Here is a 17,000-nt window from a genome sequence, read left to right on the forward strand (position 1 = left end):
CCCGCTATGCTTGCAAGGTCTTCCCTTTTGCCGTGCAGCCGTCGTCCATGATCGTCCTCACCGTCCAGAGCTTCAACGGCCAGCCCACGGCCGGGCTGGCTGCAAGCTTCGACGAACTGGGCGGCACCGTCGGCCGGGCCGACACCAACCAGCTGGTGCTGCCCGACCCCGAGCGCTCGATCTCGCGCGTGCATGCGCAGGTGGTGTTCCGGCACGGCAACTTCGCGCTGGTGGACCGGGGCAGCAACCCGGTGCTGGTCAACGGCACGCCACTGGGCAATGGCCGCGAAACCCCGCTCAAGCATGGCGACACGCTGCAGATCGGCGGCTACCTGATCGGCGTCACGCTGGGGCAGCAGACCACGGCCAAGGACTTGTTCGCCGACCTGTTCGGCGACGCCGCAGGCGCCAAGCCGCCGGCCGCCGCGCCCAAGCCGCCACCGCCGCTGTTCACGCAGTCGTTCGGACCCGCGTCGGCGACGCCAGCGCCGTGGCCGGCACCGGCCGCGCCACCGCTGTTCGCAGCGCCCGCCACGCCGGCACCTGCAGCCGGCGGCGCCGTGATCCCCGACGACTGGGACCCGTTCGCGCCAGCGCCTGCCCCATCGCCCTTGTCTATGGCGGCACCGGCCCCGCGACCGCAGGCCAATCCCTACATCCCCGACCTGCCGCTGCAGGCGCCCTCGGGCAGCGATTCGCTCGATGCCTTGTTCGGCCTCGGTGGCCCGGCCGGCAACGCCGATCCTTTTGCCGGCTCGCCGCTGGCCGCGCCGCTGGCCGGTCCCAACACCGCGGCCGATGCCGACCCGCTGCGCGCCCTGGGCCTGCAGCCGCCAGCGCCGCCCGCGGCCGTCTCCGATCATGTGTCGGACCTGAACACGCCCTGGATGGCCGCGCCGCTGCGCGAAGCCGTGCCGCCCGCCCCCGCGCTGCCGCCACCCAGCGTGCCGCCGGGCGCGGTGCTGTCGTGGAACCATCCCTCGCGCGAGACCAAGGTGGTGACGCTGCCCGGCGTGCGCCGGGTGGAGCCGGCCGATGTGCCGGTGGAGCCGCCGGCGGTCTCGCCCGCCGCCGTGCCTGCCGCGCCCATGCCCGCCCTAGCACCGCCGGCCGCCGCAGCCTGGCCCGCGGCCCCGGAGGCTGCCGACCCGCAGACCTGGATCCGCCCGCCTTCGGCCGCGCGACCGGCACCCGCCGCGCCGTCGGTGGCCGCCCCGCCGGCCGCTGCCGGCGCGGTGGCGCCCGAGGCCTGGATCGCTGCACTGGCCGACGGCCTGGGCCTGCCCGTGGCCGATCTGCGCAGCCTGGACGCCGAGCAGTTGCGCCGCGTGGGCGCGCTGCTGCGCGAGTCCACCCGCGGCGCGGTGGAACTGCTGGTGGCCCGCGCCGCCCTCAAGCGCGAGATGCGCGCCGACGTCACGATGATGGCGGCGCGCGAGAACAATCCGCTGAAGTTCTCGCCCAACGTCGACGTGGCCCTCAAGCACCTGCTGGGCGCGCCCACGCCAGGCTTCATGGGCCCCACCGACGCGATGCGCGATGCCTTCGACGATCTGCGCGCCCACCAGCTGGGCGTGATGGCCGGCATGCGCGCGGCGCTGGAAGGCGTGCTGCAGCGCTTCGATCCGGCGGTGCTCGAAGGCAAGATCAGCAAGCGCCCCGGGCTGGCGGGGCTGTTGGCGGGCAACCGCAAGGCACAGCTCTGGGAGCAGTTCCAGCAGCTGTACACCCAGCTTTCCGCCGAGGCGGCGGACGACTTCCAGGAGCTGTTCGGCAAGGCGTTCCGCAAGGCCTATGAGGCCCACATCGACCAGCTTCAACGGGACGAGTGACGCTCGCCCGCACAGGACCGCCCACGATGCTCGCGCTCGAAGTCGCCATCCTCTCCGAGATGGGCGGCCGCAAGGCCAACGAAGATGCCTGCGGCCACTGGCACTCGGTGGACGAGTTGTGTTGTGTGCTGGCCGATGGTGCCGGCGGCCATGGCGGCGGCGGCGTGGCCGCACGGCTGGTGGTCGAGCGCATGCTGCAAGGCTTTGCCGCCCGGCCCACCACCGGCGCCCGCCAGCTCACCGACCTGGTGTTCGATACCAACCGCGCGGTGATCGAGGCGCGCACGCCGCACACCGAGCGGGCCAACATGTTCAGCACCGTGGTGGGCCTGGTCATCGACTTCGTGCGCCACCAGGTGCACTGGGCGCATGCCGGCGATTCGCGCCTCTACTGGTTCCGCGAAGGCCGCATCCATGCCCGCACCCGCGACCACAGCCTGGTGCAGTCGCTGGTGGACGCCGGCCTGCTGCCCCCCGAGCAGGCACGCAGCCATCCGCAGCGCAGCGAGCTGCGATCGGCCCTGGGCACCGCCTCCGACGTGCTGGAAGTCAGCGACAGCGGCGAGCCGCACGAAGTGCTGGCCGGCGATGTCTTCCTGCTGTGCACCGACGGCCTCTGGGAGCATGTGCCCGATGCCGCGCTGCTGGCCACGCTGGCCGCCGCCAGCTCACCCACGGCCTGGCTGGCGGCGCTGGAGCAGGTGGTGACCGAGGCCACGCGGCAGAAGGCCAGCCACGACAACTTCACGGCGCTGACGGTGTGGACCTCGGCCGCCCCGGCCGCCTGACGCGAAGGACAAGCGCATGCCCAACCAGACTTGCACCGGCGGCCTGCTCAAGTGCAGCTTCGGCATGGCGCCCAGCACCTTCGTGGCCACGATCAAGCCCATCCTCACCAGCAACATGGCGGCGGGCAACATCCTGGACAACATCCCGATCCAGAACATCCAGCCCTTCGGCATGTGTCAGTCACTGGCCAACCCCACCGTGGCCTCGGCCACCGCCGCCGCGCTGGGCGTGCTCACGCCCATGCCCTGCGTGCCCAACACACCCGCCCCCTGGGTGCCCGGCGTGCCCACGGTGCTGCTGGCCAACTCACCCGCCCTGGACAACACCTGCAAGCTCATGTGCGTCTGGGGCGGCGTCATCGAGTTCGTGCAGCCGGGGCAGATGACGCACCAGATTCCCTGAGCTTGCCTCAGTCTCGCCGGGCCGCCTCAAGGGACTGAGCGGCCCCAAGGCCCTTGGATAAGGGCCCTTCGGACCCTTGGGGCAGCGAGCGCAGCGAGCTTGGGGGCGGGCATCAGTCCCGCCGGGCCGCCCCAAGGGACTGAGCGCCCCCTTGGGGGCAGCGAGCGCAGCGAGCTCGGGGGCAGGCATCAGGGCTTGGCGCCCACCCGACCGATTTCGACGCGGCGGTTCTCGGCAGCAAAGGGGTCGTTGCTCACCTTGGGCGCGGTGGCGCCGCGGCCCACCGCTTCCAGCATGGCGGGGTCGGCGCCCTTGTCCACCAGGTAGGTCTTCACCGCTTCGGCGCGGCGCTCGGACAGGGCCTGGTTGGCCTCCGGCGTGCCCGATGCATCGGCATGGCCTTCGATGCGCACGGTGCGGCCGGTGCCCTTCTTGCCGCGCAGCACGTCGGCAAACACATCGAGCTGCTTGCGCAGCATGTCGGGCAGTTCGGCCGAGCCCACCTTGAACGAGGCCGCGGGCAGCGAGTAACGCACCGCCGGCTTGAACCCCATGCACTTGAAGCCCGCGGCTTCCAGTTCCTTGCAGGCGTCTTCGGGGAACAGGCCTTCCTTCACCGCGGCCGCATCGGGCACCTGGTTGCCGATGTCGAGTGCATCGGCGGCATTGGCCTGCAGCAAGGTGACCAGGCCCACGACGACGGCCACGCAACGACCGGCATGCAACACAACAGGCAAGCGCTTCATCTCGGATCCCCAACAACTGTCATAGGTTTGACACCGCATACGAAGCCGCATGACGTGCGACGGCGGCCCAGCGCAAATGATAGTGCGCCAACCCGCTGCGGCATCCCACACGAGGGGGAATCGACAGGTCTTTGCTTAGCGCGCAAAGGGTGACGCTGCAAGCATCGGCGTGTATCGTTGACACCTTGTTTCGCGGGGCCGGCACGCCGTTGGGTGTCTGGGCTTTCCGCCCACACACAACTCAAGACTTCATGACCTGGCACAACAAGGTGATGTGGACGGAGGGCATGTTCCTCCAGCCTCAACATTTCCAACAGCAGGACCGACACACCGCCCGACTCGTCGATGCCCGTGTCAACGCCGTCATGGCGCATCACTGGGGCTTCAGCACCCTGGCCCTGGACGAAGCCGCGCTGCTGCAAGGCAAGCTGGCCCTGACCAGCGCCACCGGCGTGCTGCCCGACGGCACGCCCTTCGCCATTCCTTCGCACGACGCGGCGCCGCCCGCGCTGGACGTGCCGCCCGATGCGCGCGACGAGCCGGTGCTGCTGGTGGCCGCACTGGCCCGCCCCGGCGTGGCCGAAAGCGATGTGGAAGACAGCGCCCCCAGCATGCCGCCGCGTTACCTGGCCAGCGATGTGGAGGTGGCCGACAGCCATGCCGTCAGCCTGCGCCAGGCGCCGCTGCAGATCGGCCGCCTGAACCTGAGGCTGATGCTGGCGCGTGATGCCAACGAAGGCTTCACCCAGCTGGCCGCGGCCCGCATCGTCGAGCGCCGGGCCGATGGCCGCGTGGTGCTGGACACCCAGCATGTGCCGCCGATGCTGCACGTGGCCGCGCACCCGGTGCTGGACAGCTACCAGCGCGAGGTACTGGGCATGGTGCGCCAGCGCAGCGAAGCGCTGGCCGCGCGCCTGGCCCAGCCCGGCCGGGCCGGCGTGGGCGAGATCGCCGACTTCGTCTTCCTGCAGACGCTCAACCGCACCGAGCCGCTGCTGGCCCACCTGCCGCAGCTGCCGGTGCTGCACCCCGAGCGGCTGTACAGCGTGCTGCTGCAGCTGGCCGGCGAGCTGTCCACCTTCCGTGAACGCAAGCGCCCGGCCGACTACCCGCCCTACCGCCACGACGAGCTGGCGCCGTGCTTCCGCGCGGTGATGGGCGACCTGCGGCAGTCGCTGTCGATGGTGCTAGAGCAGACCGCCATCCCCATCGAGCTGCAGGAACGCAACCACGGCGTGCGGGTGGCCATCATTGCCGACATCGAACTGCAGCGCCGCGCGCAGTTCGTGCTGGCGGTCAATGCGCAGATGCCCAGCGAAGCCCTGCGCGCGCGCTTCCCGTCGCAGGTCAAGATCGGGCCCGCCGAGCGCATCCGCGACCTGGTCAACCTGGCGCTGCCGGGCGTGGCGGTCAAGCCGATGCCGGTGGCGCCGCGGCAGATTCCGTACCACGGTGGCTTCAGCTACTTCGAGCTGGAAACCCGCGGCAGCGAGCTGTGGCAGCAGCTGGAACGCTCCGCAGGCCTGGCCCTGCATGTGTCGGGCGACTTCCCCGGCATCGAGTTCGAGTTCTGGGCCATCCGGCCATGAGCCGGCGCACCCTCACCTTCCGCAGGTAGTTCCCGATGAGCGATCAAGACCCGTTCTCGGCCTTCGAATCGGACCGCACCGTCATCAAGCCGAGCGCCGGCCGTGGCGCGCGGCCCGGTACCGCGGCCGCCGGTGTGTCCGGCGCGGCCCCCGGCCAGGTGCCGGGCGGCCCGCCGGCGCTGGACGCCGCACCGCTGCCCGAACTGCCCGGTGTGGCCGGCTTCAACCCACTGCTGCAGGCCGCGGCGCCGCTGCTGGGCACGGCCGCGCGGCTGCGCAGCATGCCGCAGCACCCCAACCCGGCCGCACTGCGCGCCGCGCTGGCCGAAGGCATCAAGCAGTTCGAGGCCACCACCCGCGCACAAGGCCTGCCCAACGAGCAGGTGATCGCCGGTCGCTACGTGCTGTGCACCTTCATCGACGAATGTGCTTCCAGCACGCCCTGGGGCGGCTCCGGCGCCTGGGGTTCTCAAAGCCTGCTGGTGCTGTTCCACAACGAGGTGTCGGGCGGCGAGAAGGTGTTCCAGCTGATGGGCAAGCTGGCCGAGAACGTGCCTGCCAACCGGCCGCTGCTGGAGCTGATGTACATGACGCTGGCGCTGGGCTTCGAAGGCCGCTACCGCATCGTCGACAACGGCCGCGCGCAGCTGGAGACCGTGCGTGAGCGCCTGGCCCAGATGCTGAAGCAGGCCGCGCCCGCGGTGGACAAGGAACTGTCGCCCGCCTGGGCTGGCGTGCGCGCCGGTCAGCAGCGCCTGCGCGACGGCATCCCGGTGTGGGTGGTGGCCGCCGTCACCGCGCTGGTGCTGATGCTGGTGTTCATCGCGCTGCGCATGGCCATCAATGCCCGCACCGACCCCACCTTCCAGGCGCTGCAGTCGCTGGACGTGAAGGCCGCACCGCCCGCCCCGCCGCCGGTGCCCGCGCCGCAGCCGCGACTGGCCGGCCTGCTGGCGCCCGACATCCAGGCCGGGCTGGTGGAGGTGCGCGACTATGCCGACCGCTCGGTCATCATCATCCGCGGCGACGGCTTCTTCGAGCCGGCCAGCGCCGATGTGGCCGACCGCGTGAAGCCGCTGCTGGGCCGCATCGCTGCCGCGCTCAAGCCGCTGCCGGGCCCGGTGCTGGTCACCGGCCACAGCGACAACCAGCCGATCCGCTCGGTGCGCTACCCGTCCAACTGGCACCTCTCGCAGGAGCGGGCCGACAGCGTGAAGGCGCTTCTGGCCGCCACCTTGCCGGCCGACCGGCTGCGCGCCGAAGGCCGCGCCGACAGCGAGCCGGTGGACAGCAACGACACCCCCGCCGGCCGGGCCAAGAACCGCCGGGTCGAGATCACGCTGGCTTCGCCGCCGCAAAGCTGAAGCCGACGGAGCAGGACAGTCCATGAAACGTGTGTTCAACGTCTTGCTGAGCCCTGCGGTGCTCGGCAGCCTGGCGGTGCTGGCGCTCAGCGCCATCGTCTGGTGGCTGGGGCCGCTGCTGGCCTTCGGTGCCGATGCCACCGGCCAGGTGTCTCGCCCGCTGGGTAGCGTGTTGGCGCGTGCCATCGTGATCGCGCTGATGTGGGCGCTGTGGCTGGGCCGCCTGGGCTGGCTGGCCTGGAAGCGCAAGCAGGCCCATGCGGCGCTGCTGCAGGGCATCGCACCAGGCCCCAGCGCGGCCGACCAGGAGGCCCAACTGCTCGACCAGCGCTTCCGCGAGGCGGTGGCCCGCCTGAAGGCCGGCGGCAAGGGCCGGCGCTGGCTCAGCGGGTCGGATGCGCTGTACGAGCTGCCCTGGTACGTCTTCGTCGGCGCGCCGGGCTCGGGCAAGACCACCGCGCTGACGCATGCGGGCCTGGACTTCATCGGCACCGGCGACAAGCAGGCCACGGCCGTCAAGGGCGTGGGCGGCACCCGCAACTGCGACTGGTGGTTCACCGCCGATGCGGTGCTGATCGATACCGCCGGCCGCTACACCACGCAGGAGTCCGACCGCCAGGTCGATGCCTCGGCCTGGGACAACTTCCTGGGCCTGCTGCGCAAGTCTCGTCCGCGCCGGCCGATCAACGGCGTGCTGCTGACGGTGAACGTGCAGGACCTGCTGCAGCAAGGCGCCACCGAACGGCAGGAGCATGCCGCTGCCCTGCGCGCGCGCCTGCAGGAGCTGCAGGCCAAGCTGGGCGTGCAGCCGCCGGTGTACGTGCTGGTGACCAAGGCCGACCTGATCGCCGGCTTCATGGAAAGCTTCGACGCGCTGGGCAAGGAAGAGCGTGACCAGGTCTGGGGCTTCACCTTCCCGCACGGGCCGCAACCCGCCGAGAACCCGCTGGCCGACTTTGATGTGCAGTACCGCGCGCTGGAAGAGCGCCTGGCCGCCGGCCTGGTGGACCGGCTGCAGGCCGAGCGCGACGTCAGCAAGCGGGCCGCGATGTTCGCCTTCCCGCAAGAATTCGCCAGCCTGAAGCCCGTGCTCGCCGGCTTCCTGCAGCAGGTGTTCGGCCCCGCGCCGGCGCTGCAGCAACGGGTGGACCTGCGCGGCGTGTACTTCACCAGCGGCACGCAAGAGGGCACGCCCATCGACCGCGTGATGGGCCTGCTGTCGCGTTCCTTCGGCCTGGAGCGGCGCAGCAACCCGTTGGCGGGCGCGCGTGGCAAGAGCTTCTTTCTGCGGCGCCTGCTGCAGGATGTGGTGTTCGCCGAAGCGCACCTGGTGTCCGCCAATCCGCAGGCCGAACGCCGCCGTGCGGGGCTGCGCATGGCGGGCTTTGCGGCCGTGGCCGTGGCCGGCACCGCGCTGGCCGTGGGCTGGGCCGTGAGCTACGTGCGCAACCAGTCCTACGACGCCGAAGTGGCCGCCAGGCTGCCCGCGCTGCGGCAGGCCGTGGACGCGCTGCCCCCGGCCACCAGCGCCGATCCGGCGCCCATCGCGCCCGCGCTCACCGCGGTGCGTGAGGCCGCCCACAGCGAGCGCTTTGCGCTCGACGACCCGCCGCTGCTCGACACCCTGGGCCTGTACCAGGGCGACAAGCTGGACGCCGGTGCGCGCCTGGGCTACCGCCGGCTACTGGAACATGCGCTGCTGCCGCGGGTGGCCCAGCGGCTGGAAGAGCGGCTGCGCGCCGCCAACAAGGACAACCTGGAGCAGGCCTACGAGGCGCTCAAGGCCTACCTGATGCTGTACACGCCCGACCAGTTCGACGCGCCCACGCTCAAGGCCTGGATCGGCATCGACTGGGACGCGCAGTTCCGCAACCTGCCGCCCGAGCAGCGCGCCGCGCTGGATGCCCATCTGGACGCGCTGCTGGCCCAGGGCGCGCCGCAGACCCAACGGCCCATCGACACCGCCCTGGTGACCAGCGTGCGCGACATGCTGGCTTCCTTCCCCATCGAATACCGCGTCTACAGCCGGCTCAAGCGCCGCTTCCGTGGCGACCTGCCCGACTTCTCGGTGGCGGCCAAGGCCGGCCCGCAGGCCGACCAGGTGTTCGAGCGCGCCAGCGGCGAGCCGCTGTCGCGCGGCGTGCCCGGCTTCTACACCCGCGCGGGCTACACCCAGGCCTTCCAGGGCAGCGTGGGCCTGTCAGCGGCGCAGCTGCAGGCCGAGGAGCAATGGGTGTTCGGCCGCAAGGCCAATGCCGGCCAGGCGGCCAATGCGCTGCTTAGCAACGACCTGACCGACCGCGTGCGGCGCCTGTACCTGCAGGACTACATCAAGGCCTGGGACGCCTACCTGGCCGACGTGCGGCTGGTCAAGCTCACCAGCCTGGAACGCAGCATGGAAGTGGCCCGGCTGCTGTCGGGCGTGGATTCGCCGCTCAAGCTCTACCTCACGGCGGTGGCACAGGAAACCACGCTGGTGCCGCCCGCCGCCGCGCCCAGTGCGCTGGACAAGGCCGCCCAGGCCGCCAACCAGGCCAAGGCCGACCTGGCCAAGCTGGCCGGTGGCGGCCCCGCCGTCGCGCCAGCGGCCGGCCCGGTCGAGAAGATGGTGGACGACCATTTCGCGTCCATCCGCCGCCAGGTGCAGGGCCAGCCTGCGCCCATCGACGACACCGTCAAGGCCTTCGGCGAGGTGTTTGCGCAGCTGCAGGCCATCGATGCGGCGCAGAAGAGCAAGTCGCCCCCGCCGCCGGCCGGTGGCGGCGCGGCCAAGCTGGTGGCGGCGCAGCAGCCCGAGCCGGTGCGCTCGATGCTGGAATCGCTGGCCGACGTCAGCGCCAAGCAGGGCCGCGTGGCCGAGCGCGACGTGATGACCGGCGACTTGAAGCCCATCTTCGACTTCTGCACCCGCGCGGTGGCCAACCGCTACCCGTTTGCGCCCAGCTCGCGGGCCGACGTGCTGCCGGAAGACTTCGGCCAGCTGTTCGCGCCCGGCGGCATGCTGGACGAGTTCTACAACCGGCGCCTGGCCGCGCTGGTGGACACCAGCGGCGCCACCTGGACCTACAAGCCGCTGGCCGACGGCACGCGGCCCGCCGCCCCGGCGGCGCTGGCCGACTTCCAGCGCGCGGCACGCATCAAGGAAGCCTTCTTCCGCGGCGGTGGCCGCACGCCGGGCTTCAAGCTCGACCTGCGCGCCGCCGAGCTGGGCACGCTGCAGGAAGTGACGCTGGACATCGACGGCCAGGTGGTGAAGTTCACCCCCGGCGCCGGCACCGCCGCCACCGTCAGCTGGCCCAGCCAGCGGGTGGCCTCCACCGTCAAGCTCAGCAGCACGCCCGGCGGCGCGCCGCTGGTATTCGAAGGGCCGTGGGCCCTGTTCCGCCTGTTCGACCGCTTCGAGGTGCAGGCCGGCGCGCAGCCCGAGAAGTTCAGCGTGCTGATGACGCTGGAAGGCCAGAAGCTGCGCTTCGACGTCACCGCCAACAGCGTGCTCAACCCCTTCCGGCTGCGCGAGATCCAGCAGTTCCGCTGCCCGGGCGCGCTGTGAGCGCCACGCCGCCCCTCACCGACCACGCCGCGGCGGCCGGCTGGCATGGCAAGCTGCCCACGCTGGGCGACTTTGCCACCCGGCGGCTGCCGCCGGCCTTCGTGCAGCGCTGGGACGGCTGGCTCAGCGCCGGCCTGGCCGGCCTGCAGCAGCAGCCCGGCTGGCTGGAGGGCTACCTCGCCAGCCCCAGCTGGCGCTTCCTGCTGATGCCGGGCGTGATGGATGGGCAGCCTTGGGCCGGCGTGCTGATGCCCAGCGTCGACCGCGTGGGCCGCTACTACCCGCTGACCATCGCTCACCCCCTGCCCGCCCTGCCGGCCGATGCCGCGGGGCTGGACGCGCTGTGGTCCTGGCTGCTGCGCATCGACGAAGCCGCTGCTGACGCCCTGCATGAAGACTGGACGCTGGACGTGCTGGAAGCCGAGCTGCAACGCATCGGCGTGCCGGCGCTGGCACCCGCTGCGCCGGTGGTGGCCGATGCGCTGGCGCCCGGTGTGCAGCGGCTGTCGCTGGCCTGCCATCTGCACGGCGGTGCCTGCGTGGCGGCCCATGTGCTGGCAGCCGGCCTGCAGCAGGCGCAGGGCAGCGCGCTGTGGTTCGCGCAGGCCGACCTGGCCACGCCCCAGTTGCTGCGCTCCGACGGGCTGGCGCCCACCGGGCTGCCGGGCTGCCTGTTCGGCGGACCGGCGGCCGTGCCGGGGGCAGCCCATGGGGTGACCGACAATGCCGCGGCCAACGCAGACGCATCACGATGAGTTCCACCGACGACGACGACGATCGCACCCTCATCCGGCCGCCGGTGCCGCCGGGTGGATCTGCGCCGCCACCGGCGCCGGTGTCCGCTGCGGGTGCCGGGTCGCCCGACGACGACCGCACCGTCTACGCCGCGCCGCCGCCCTACACCACCGAGCCGCCGGCACCCCGCGCGCCCGCGCCCGATGACGACATGGGCAATGCGCTGCCGGTGGGCACGCGGCTGGGTGAGTTCGAGCTGACCGGCGTGCTGGGGGAAGGCGGCTTCGGCATCGTCTACCTGGCGCAGGACCATTCGCTGCACCGCCGCGTGGCGCTGAAGGAATACATGCCTTCGGCGCTGGCCGCGCGCAAGGGCGGCACGCAGGTCTCGGTCAAGAGCGAGCGCCACCGCGAGACTTTCGAGGCCGGGCTCAAGAGCTTCGTGAACGAGGCCCGCCTGCTGGCCCAGTTCGACCATCCGTCGCTGGTCAAGGTCTACCGCTTCTGGGAAGCCAACGGCACCGCCTACATGGTCATGCCCTTCTACGAAGGCATGACGCTGAAGGACAAGCTGCGCGAGATGGGCGCGGCACCCGACGAAGCCTGGCTGCGCGGCCTGCTGGCGCCGCTGACCGAGGCGCTGGCGGTCATCCACGCCGAGCGCTGCTACCACCGCGACATCGCGCCCGACAACATCATCCTGCTGGCGGGCAGCGGCAAGCCGCTGCTGCTGGACTTCGGCGCCGCGCGCCGCGTGATCGGCGACATGACGCAGGCGCTGACGGTGATCCTCAAGCCCGGCTACGCGCCGCTGGAGCAGTACGCCGAGGTGCCCAGCATGAAGCAGGGCCCGTGGACCGACGTCTATGCGCTGGCCGCGGTGGTGTACTTCGCCATCCAGGGCCGCACGCCGCCGGTGTCGGTGGGCCGCATGATGGGCGACAGCTACCAGCCGCTGTCCGAATCGGCACGCGGGCTCTACAGCCCCGGCTTCCTGGCCGCGGTGGACCGAGCGTTGAAGGTGCGGCCGGAAGACCGCACCCAGTCGATCGACGAGTTCCGTGCCGACATGGGCCTGGCCCCCGGCAGCGTGCCACCTGTGCAGACGGTGATGCACGGCGATGCCGCGCAGGTGGCCAGCCCGGCACCGGCACGCGGCGCACCAGCGGCAGCGCCCGCCCGGGCCGGCTCGTCGGCGGCCGAGGCGCCACGCAGCAAGTCGGGCCTGTGGATCGGCCTGGGCGCCGGTGCGCTGGTGCTGGGTGGGGTGGGCGCGTTCTTCGCGCTGACGCCGGGCACGCCACCGACCGCACCTGCACCCTCACCCGCACCGGTGGCCACGGCCCCTGCACCGTCTCCTGCGCCGGCACCGGCCGAAGTGCCCGCGCCCGCCCCCGCGCCGGTGGCGCGTGCGCCCTTCACCATCGAAGGTGAGTTCGACCGCATCGTGCAGGCGGCGACACCCGGCTTCACCGTGGAAGCCTCATCGGCCAAGCCGCAGTTGCGCATCGGCCGCGACCGGCTGCGCTACACCGTCACCTCGTCGCGCGACGGCTACGTGTACACGCTGGTCAAGGGGCCGGATGGTTCGCTGCTGCTGCTGCACCCCAACACGCTGTCGCGCGGCAACCGCATCAGCGCTGGCCAACCGCTGGTGCTGCCGCCGGCCGATGCGCCGCTCGACACCTCGGAGCCGGCCGGGCGCGAGGACTTCCTGATCCTGGTGTCGGCGGTGCCGCGCAGCTTCGACCACCTGAAGGGCAAGCGCGACACGTTCCTCTTCCTGCCCACGGGGGCCGAGGCCGAGGCGCTGGCCGCCGCCCACAGCGGTGCGGGGTCCACCTTCGCCGGCCGCCCCGGCAACTGCGAGGGCGAGGCCTGCACCGCCTACGGCGCCGTGCGCTTCAGCGTGGACGTGGTGAAGTAGGCGGCGTGGCCGTCGGCGATGCCAGCATCGCCGGCGAAAAGGCTTCGAACACCCGCAGCGGCATGCCGCGGCGCCAGAAGACCGAGCTGCGGGCGGCCACCACCGACGCCGGCCAGGGCTGGCCGGCCACCGTGCGCCAGGCCTCATCGGCACGCTGGTGCCAGCGGCTGCCCCGCGGATGCCATTGCGGCCGCAGCGGCGTGCGGCTGACCGCCGGGTCATCGAACAGCAGGGCCGCCAGCGGGCGTGTGCCCAGGCCCACCAGCGCCTTCCAGGGGCCGCTCAGCGCCGCATGCGGCGCCACGCTGCGGGCCCACACCACCGGTGCATCGCCCACATGCAGCACCACTTCGCGCACCAGGCAGCGGGTGCCGGGCGCCAGGCCCAGGTCGGCCGCCTCGCCGGGCAGCAGTGGCGCCACCTGCTGGCGCAGGCGCTGCACACGCACCTCACCGCCCCAGGCGAACAGCCGCTGCGTCAGAGAGCCAGGGGCCCGCTGCCAGTGGCGGGCCTGCTGCCGGGCCGTGGGCGTCACTGGGCCGTGGGCATCACGAACTCGGCGCCCTTGGGCGTGCTGGCGGGCCAGCGCTGCATCACCGACTTCTGCTTGGTGTAGAAGCGCACCCCCTCTTCGCCATAGGCATGCATGTCGCCGAAGAGGCTGCGCTTCCAGCCGCCGAAGCCGTGCCAGGCCATCGGCACCGGGATGGGCACATTGATGCCCACCATGCCCACCTGGATGCGGCGCGCGAACTCGCGTGCCACGTTGCCGTCGCGGGTGTAGCAGGCCACGCCGTTGCCGAACTCATGGTCGTTGACCAGCTGCACCGCCTCGGCAAAGTCCTTGGCGCGCACGCAGGCCAGCACCGGGCCGAAGATCTCTTCCTGGTAGATGCGCATCTGCGGCGTCACATGGTCGAACAGCGTGCCGCCGGTGAAAAAGCCCTGCTCATGCCCCGGCACCTTCAGGCCGCGGCCATCGACCACCAGCTGCGCGCCCTCTTCCACGCCCAGCGCGATGTAGCCCTCGATGCGGTCCAGCGCCTGCCGCGTGACGATGGGGCCCATCTCGGCGTCCAGCTCCATGCCGTTCCTGATCTTCAGCGCCTTGGCGCGCTCGGCCAGCAACGGCACGATCTGGTCGGCCACATCGCCCACCAGCACCGCCACGCTGATGGCCATGCAGCGCTCGCCGGCCGAGCCGTAGGCCGCACCGATCAGCGCATCCACCGTCTGCTCGATGTCGGCATCGGGCATCACCACCATGTGGTTCTTGGCGCCGCCCAGCGCCTGCACGCGCTTGCCGTGGTGGGCGCCGGTTTCGTAGATGTACTGCGCGATGGGCGTGGAGCCGACGAAGCTCAGCGCCTTCACGTCGGGGTGCTCCAGCAGAGCATCCACCACCGTCTTGTCGCCCTGCACCACGTTGAACACGCCGTCGGGCAGGCCCGCGCGCTTGAGCAGCTCGGCCATGAACAGGCTGGGCGACGGATCGCGCTCGCTGGGCTTGAGCACGAAGGTGTTGCCGCAGGCCAGCGCCACCGGGAACATCCAGGCCGGCACCATGCACGGAAAGTTGAAGGGCGTGATGCCCGCCACCACGCCCAGCGGCTGGCGCATCGTCCAGTTGTCGATGCCGGTGGACACCTGGTCGGTGTAGTCCCCCTTGAGCAGCTGCGGAATGCCGCAGGCGAATTCGATGATCTCGATGCCGCGCGTGACTTCACCCTGCGCATCGGTGAACACCTTGCCGTGCTCGGCGGTGATCATCGCGGCCAGCGTGTCGCGGTGTTCGTTCATCAGCGCCAGGAAGGCATTGAGCACGCGCGCCCGCCGGATGGGCGGCGTGTCCGCCCAGGCGGCAAACGCGGCGCTGGCGGCGGCCACGGCGGCATTGACATCGTCCACCGTGCCCAGCCGCACCTGCCGCGCCACCTGGCCGGTGGCCGGGTTGTAGACGGCCTGGCTGCGGCCGCTGGCGGGTATCACGGCCTTGCCGCCGATCCAATGGCCGACGTCGGTGCTCGAGGTGAAGGCTTGCGGTGCGGCCATGGTGTCTCCGTGGGCTGAATCGGGTGGGTGAGGCCGCGAGTCTAGAAGCGCGGCCAACCGCTGCCCAGCCACTCAGGCTGGACGCATTGTTCATGGATCTGAACAATCACCCCATGAACCAACAAGACGTGGCCGGCCTCTGGGCCCATGTGCACTGGCTGGGCGTGCTGGCCGACAGCGGCAGCTACACCGGGGCCGCGGCGCGGCTGTCGGTGAGCAAGGCGGCGGTGAGCCAGCGCATCGTGGAACTGGAGCGGGCCGCGGGCGTGCCGCTGGTGCAGCGCACCACCCGCAGCGTGCGGCTGACCCCGGCCGGTCAGCAGCTGGTCGACCAGACCCGCGGCGCCTTCGAGCAGATCGCCCGCGGCTTTGCCGGCGTGCGCGACCAGGCCGCCACGCCCAGCGGCGTGCTGCGCATCAGTGCACCGGTGGCGCTCGGGCGCCAGCATGTGGCCCCGGCGCTGCAGGCCTTCCACCGCGCCCATCCGCAGGTGCGGGTGGACCTGGAGCTGTCGGACCGGCTGGTGCCGCTGGCGCGCGAAGGCTTCGACTTGGCGGTGCGGCACACCAGCGCCCCGCCCGACGACCACGTGGCCTGGAAGCTCTGCGATTCGCGCACGCTGCTGGTGGCCAACCAGCGCTACTTGCGCCAGCGCGGCACGCCCGACCATCCCGCGGCGCTGGCCGGCCACGATTGCCTGGCCTACCTGCGCCCCGGCCCCGCCATCTGGCAGTTCGAGCGCGGGCAGAGCGGTGGCCCCGAGCCCGAACGCATCGAGGTGACGGTGAGCGGCCCGCTGCGGGCCAACAACTCGGAACTGCTGCGCGATGCGGTGCTGGACGGCCTGGGCATCGCGCTGGTGCCCGACTTCAGCGCCGCCGCGGCCTTGCGCGCCGGCCGGCTGCGCGAGGTGCTGCCTGGCTGGCGGCCCGTGGGCTTCTTCGGCGATGCGGTGTATGCGATCCGCCCCTGGAGCCCGCAGACCCCACGCGCGGTGAGCGCCGTGGTGGACTGCCTGCGGCAGGCGCTGTCAGGCGGCTTCGCAATGGGCTAGCGCTGGGAGCGGGCGCACAAAACAAAAAGGGAAGCCTGTGGCTTCCCCTTGATTGGCACCTGCAGCCTGGGCACATCGGCTTGGGCTGCAGCACCCGAATATGGAGCGGGAAACGAGGCTCGAACTCGCGACCTCAACCTTGGCAAGGTTGCGCTCTACCAACTGAGCTATTCCCGCGCTGTCTTACTGACTTCTCTTACTCACTCACCAGCTTGGTTACCGGCAAGCCTTGCATTCTAGCCAGAACATCAGCTGTGCTGCAAGCACTTTTTTTGGAGGCGCGATCCGGAGTCGAACCGGACTAGACGGATTTGCAATCCGCAGGCAGCCTTGTAAATCAACCACTTAGCTGCGTGCGACTTCTACGCAACCCACCTTCCCTCTAGAGCCCCACCAGCGCACGGGCCGCCGATGGTGTACTAGCGCAGTCAACTACTAGGCCGGCGTTCTCCGCAAGCGGCTTGTAGGTGGCCTCGCACGGGCCGCATCCACCGGCGCATCTTCCCACGATCACGATGCGTGGGCGCTTTTCCAGGCTGCTTTCTGCGGCAACCCTTGACAGCACCGAAACACGTTTCGCGGCGGTCGTCACGTCCGCCACCTTTTGAATATTCGCCACCACGCAGCGAACGCCTGTGGCTTCGACAAAGCCGGGCGCTTCGCCCGCGAGCATTTCAAGCTCTGAATTACCCAGCACGCCTTGAAAGTCCACAAAGACGGTTCCTTCCACCGAAGCAGATACCGACATGACCAACGACCCGAGTTTCATTACTGAAGCAGCTGAAGAGAAGATTAAGGGAGCACTTAACGCACCAAGAATGTACCTGTTGCTGCAAATCTTTACCGTTGCACCCTGCATGATCGTGCAGGGGCCTGCCATCAGACTGGGGGAGTAAGCGCTTTCACTGACGTAACCGTCTTGACGCTTGCCTGTCGGTGTTGTTTGCAACCCTCAAAAC

General features: G+C 70.9%; 14 protein-coding genes and 1 tRNA gene. 10 read left to right on the forward strand and 5 right to left on the reverse strand.

Going from position 1 to position 17,000, the window contains the following annotated elements; translation table 11 throughout:
* The first annotated feature begins 32 nt into the window (after positions 1-32).
* The 3 genes from tagH to MW290_RS25395 are packed head-to-tail and all read left to right on the forward strand — an operon-like array spanning position 33 to position 3,023.
* A complete protein-coding gene (gene tagH / locus MW290_RS33190; RefSeq protein WP_250197122.1) occupies positions 33-1,832 on the forward strand; it encodes a type VI secretion system-associated FHA domain protein TagH in 1,800 nt (599 codons plus the stop codon).
* A 26-nt stretch (positions 1,833-1,858) separates the two neighbouring features.
* The gene (locus MW290_RS25390) at positions 1,859-2,620 is read left to right on the forward strand and encodes a PP2C family protein-serine/threonine phosphatase (protein ID WP_250197123.1); all 762 of its coding nucleotides are present in this window, start codon (positions 1,859-1,861) and stop codon (positions 2,618-2,620) included.
* A 16-nt stretch (positions 2,621-2,636) separates the two neighbouring features.
* Positions 2,637-3,023 carry a DUF4280 domain-containing protein gene (locus MW290_RS25395; protein WP_250197124.1) on the forward strand — a complete coding sequence of 129 codons (387 nt, stop codon included), beginning with the start codon at positions 2,637-2,639 and terminating at the stop codon, positions 3,021-3,023.
* Between the two features lie 188 nt (positions 3,024-3,211).
* Here MW290_RS25395 and MW290_RS25400 read toward each other — a convergent pair whose 3' ends face one another.
* Positions 3,212-3,730, reverse strand: coding sequence for an OmpA family protein (locus tag MW290_RS25400; protein ID WP_250197125.1), 519 nt, complete (start codon positions 3,728-3,730; stop codon positions 3,212-3,214).
* 290 nt (positions 3,731-4,020) lie between these two features.
* Between MW290_RS25400 and tssK the strand changes: the two genes are divergently transcribed.
* Genes tssK through MW290_RS25425 form a run of 5 tightly spaced genes read left to right on the forward strand, consistent with a single transcriptional unit; the run spans position 4,021 to position 12,934 of the window.
* The gene (tssK, locus tag MW290_RS25405) at positions 4,021-5,358 is read left to right on the forward strand and encodes a type VI secretion system baseplate subunit TssK (protein WP_250197126.1); all 1,338 of its coding nucleotides are present in this window, start codon (positions 4,021-4,023) and stop codon (positions 5,356-5,358) included.
* Between the two features lie 35 nt (positions 5,359-5,393).
* Entirely contained in the window at positions 5,394-6,722 is a 1,329-nt protein-coding gene (locus MW290_RS25410) for a DotU family type VI secretion system protein (RefSeq protein ID WP_250197127.1), read from the forward strand.
* A gap of 22 nt (positions 6,723-6,744) precedes the next feature.
* On the forward strand, positions 6,745-10,272 hold the full coding sequence (gene tssM, locus MW290_RS25415) for a type VI secretion system membrane subunit TssM (RefSeq protein ID WP_250197128.1): 3,528 nt from the start codon (positions 6,745-6,747) through the stop codon (positions 10,270-10,272).
* Entirely contained in the window at positions 10,269-11,027 is a 759-nt protein-coding gene (gene tagF, locus MW290_RS25420) for a type VI secretion system-associated protein TagF (protein WP_250197129.1), read from the forward strand. Before tssM ends, tagF begins: the two co-directional genes overlap by 4 nt.
* Positions 11,024-12,934, forward strand: a complete 1,911-nt coding sequence (locus tag MW290_RS25425) for a serine/threonine protein kinase (RefSeq protein ID WP_250197130.1) — start codon at positions 11,024-11,026, stop codon at positions 12,932-12,934. The genes tagF and MW290_RS25425 overlap by 4 nt, the downstream gene beginning before the upstream one ends.
* Here the strand turns inward: MW290_RS25425 and MW290_RS25430 are convergent.
* Both MW290_RS25430 and MW290_RS25435 read right to left on the reverse strand, forming a co-directional pair.
* Positions 12,912-13,469 (reverse strand): chorismate--pyruvate lyase family protein, encoded by a 558-nt coding sequence (locus MW290_RS25430; protein WP_250197131.1) that lies wholly within the window; start codon positions 13,467-13,469, stop codon positions 12,912-12,914. The two genes, MW290_RS25425 and MW290_RS25430, sit on opposite strands and share 23 nt — an antisense overlap.
* On the reverse strand, positions 13,466-14,986 hold the full coding sequence (locus MW290_RS25435; RefSeq protein WP_250197132.1) for a CoA-acylating methylmalonate-semialdehyde dehydrogenase: 1,521 nt from the start codon (positions 14,984-14,986) through the stop codon (positions 13,466-13,468). Before MW290_RS25435 ends, MW290_RS25430 begins: the two co-directional genes overlap by 4 nt.
* A gap of 113 nt (positions 14,987-15,099) precedes the next feature.
* Here MW290_RS25435 and MW290_RS25440 point away from each other — a divergent pair, with 113 nt between their 5' ends.
* Complete coding sequence (locus MW290_RS25440; RefSeq protein WP_250197133.1) at positions 15,100-16,041, forward strand: LysR family transcriptional regulator; 942 nt, start codon at positions 15,100-15,102, stop codon at positions 16,039-16,041.
* Positions 16,042-16,142: 101 nt separating this feature from the next.
* Here the strand turns inward: MW290_RS25440 and MW290_RS25445 are convergent.
* Positions 16,143-16,218 (reverse strand) — tRNA-Gly (locus MW290_RS25445).
* A 205-nt stretch (positions 16,219-16,423) separates the two neighbouring features.
* Positions 16,424-16,789: a hypothetical protein gene (locus tag MW290_RS25450; protein WP_250197134.1), complete on the reverse strand. Its 366-nt coding sequence runs from the start codon at positions 16,787-16,789 to the stop codon at positions 16,424-16,426.
* Between MW290_RS25450 and MW290_RS25455 the strand changes: the two genes are divergently transcribed.
* A complete protein-coding gene (locus MW290_RS25455) occupies positions 16,788-16,937 on the forward strand; it encodes a hypothetical protein (protein ID WP_250197135.1) in 150 nt (49 codons plus the stop codon). The genes MW290_RS25450 and MW290_RS25455 overlap by 2 nt on opposite strands.
* Positions 16,938-17,000 lie beyond the last annotated feature (63 nt).

This window comes from Aquincola tertiaricarbonis (assembly GCF_023573145.1).
Taxonomy (GTDB): Bacteria; Pseudomonadota; Gammaproteobacteria; order Burkholderiales; family Burkholderiaceae_C; genus Aquincola; species Aquincola tertiaricarbonis_B.

What these genes read in the sequence shown, in the direction of transcription:
- MW290_RS25455 (WP_250197135.1), top strand. Translation starts at nt 16,788, where the DNA reads ATGACCAACGACCCGAGTTTCATTACTGAAGCAGCTGAAGAGAAGATT.
- MW290_RS25440 (WP_250197133.1), top strand. Translation starts at nt 15,100, where the DNA reads ATGAACCAACAAGACGTGGCCGGCCTCTGGGCCCATGTGCACTGGCTG.
- MW290_RS25425 (WP_250197130.1), top strand. Translation starts at nt 11,024, where the DNA reads ATGAGTTCCACCGACGACGACGACGATCGCACCCTCATCCGGCCGCCG.
- MW290_RS25450 (WP_250197134.1), bottom strand. Translation starts at nt 16,789, where the DNA reads ATGTCGGTATCTGCTTCGGTGGAAGGAACCGTCTTTGTGGACTTTCAA.
- tssM (WP_250197128.1), top strand. Translation starts at nt 6,745, where the DNA reads ATGAAACGTGTGTTCAACGTCTTGCTGAGCCCTGCGGTGCTCGGCAGC.
- MW290_RS25390 (WP_250197123.1), top strand. Translation starts at nt 1,859, where the DNA reads ATGCTCGCGCTCGAAGTCGCCATCCTCTCCGAGATGGGCGGCCGCAAG.
- MW290_RS25395 (WP_250197124.1), top strand. Translation starts at nt 2,637, where the DNA reads ATGCCCAACCAGACTTGCACCGGCGGCCTGCTCAAGTGCAGCTTCGGC.
- MW290_RS25410 (WP_250197127.1), top strand. Translation starts at nt 5,394, where the DNA reads ATGAGCGATCAAGACCCGTTCTCGGCCTTCGAATCGGACCGCACCGTC.
- tssK (WP_250197126.1), top strand. Translation starts at nt 4,021, where the DNA reads ATGACCTGGCACAACAAGGTGATGTGGACGGAGGGCATGTTCCTCCAG.
- MW290_RS25435 (WP_250197132.1), bottom strand. Translation starts at nt 14,986, where the DNA reads ATGGCCGCACCGCAAGCCTTCACCTCGAGCACCGACGTCGGCCATTGG.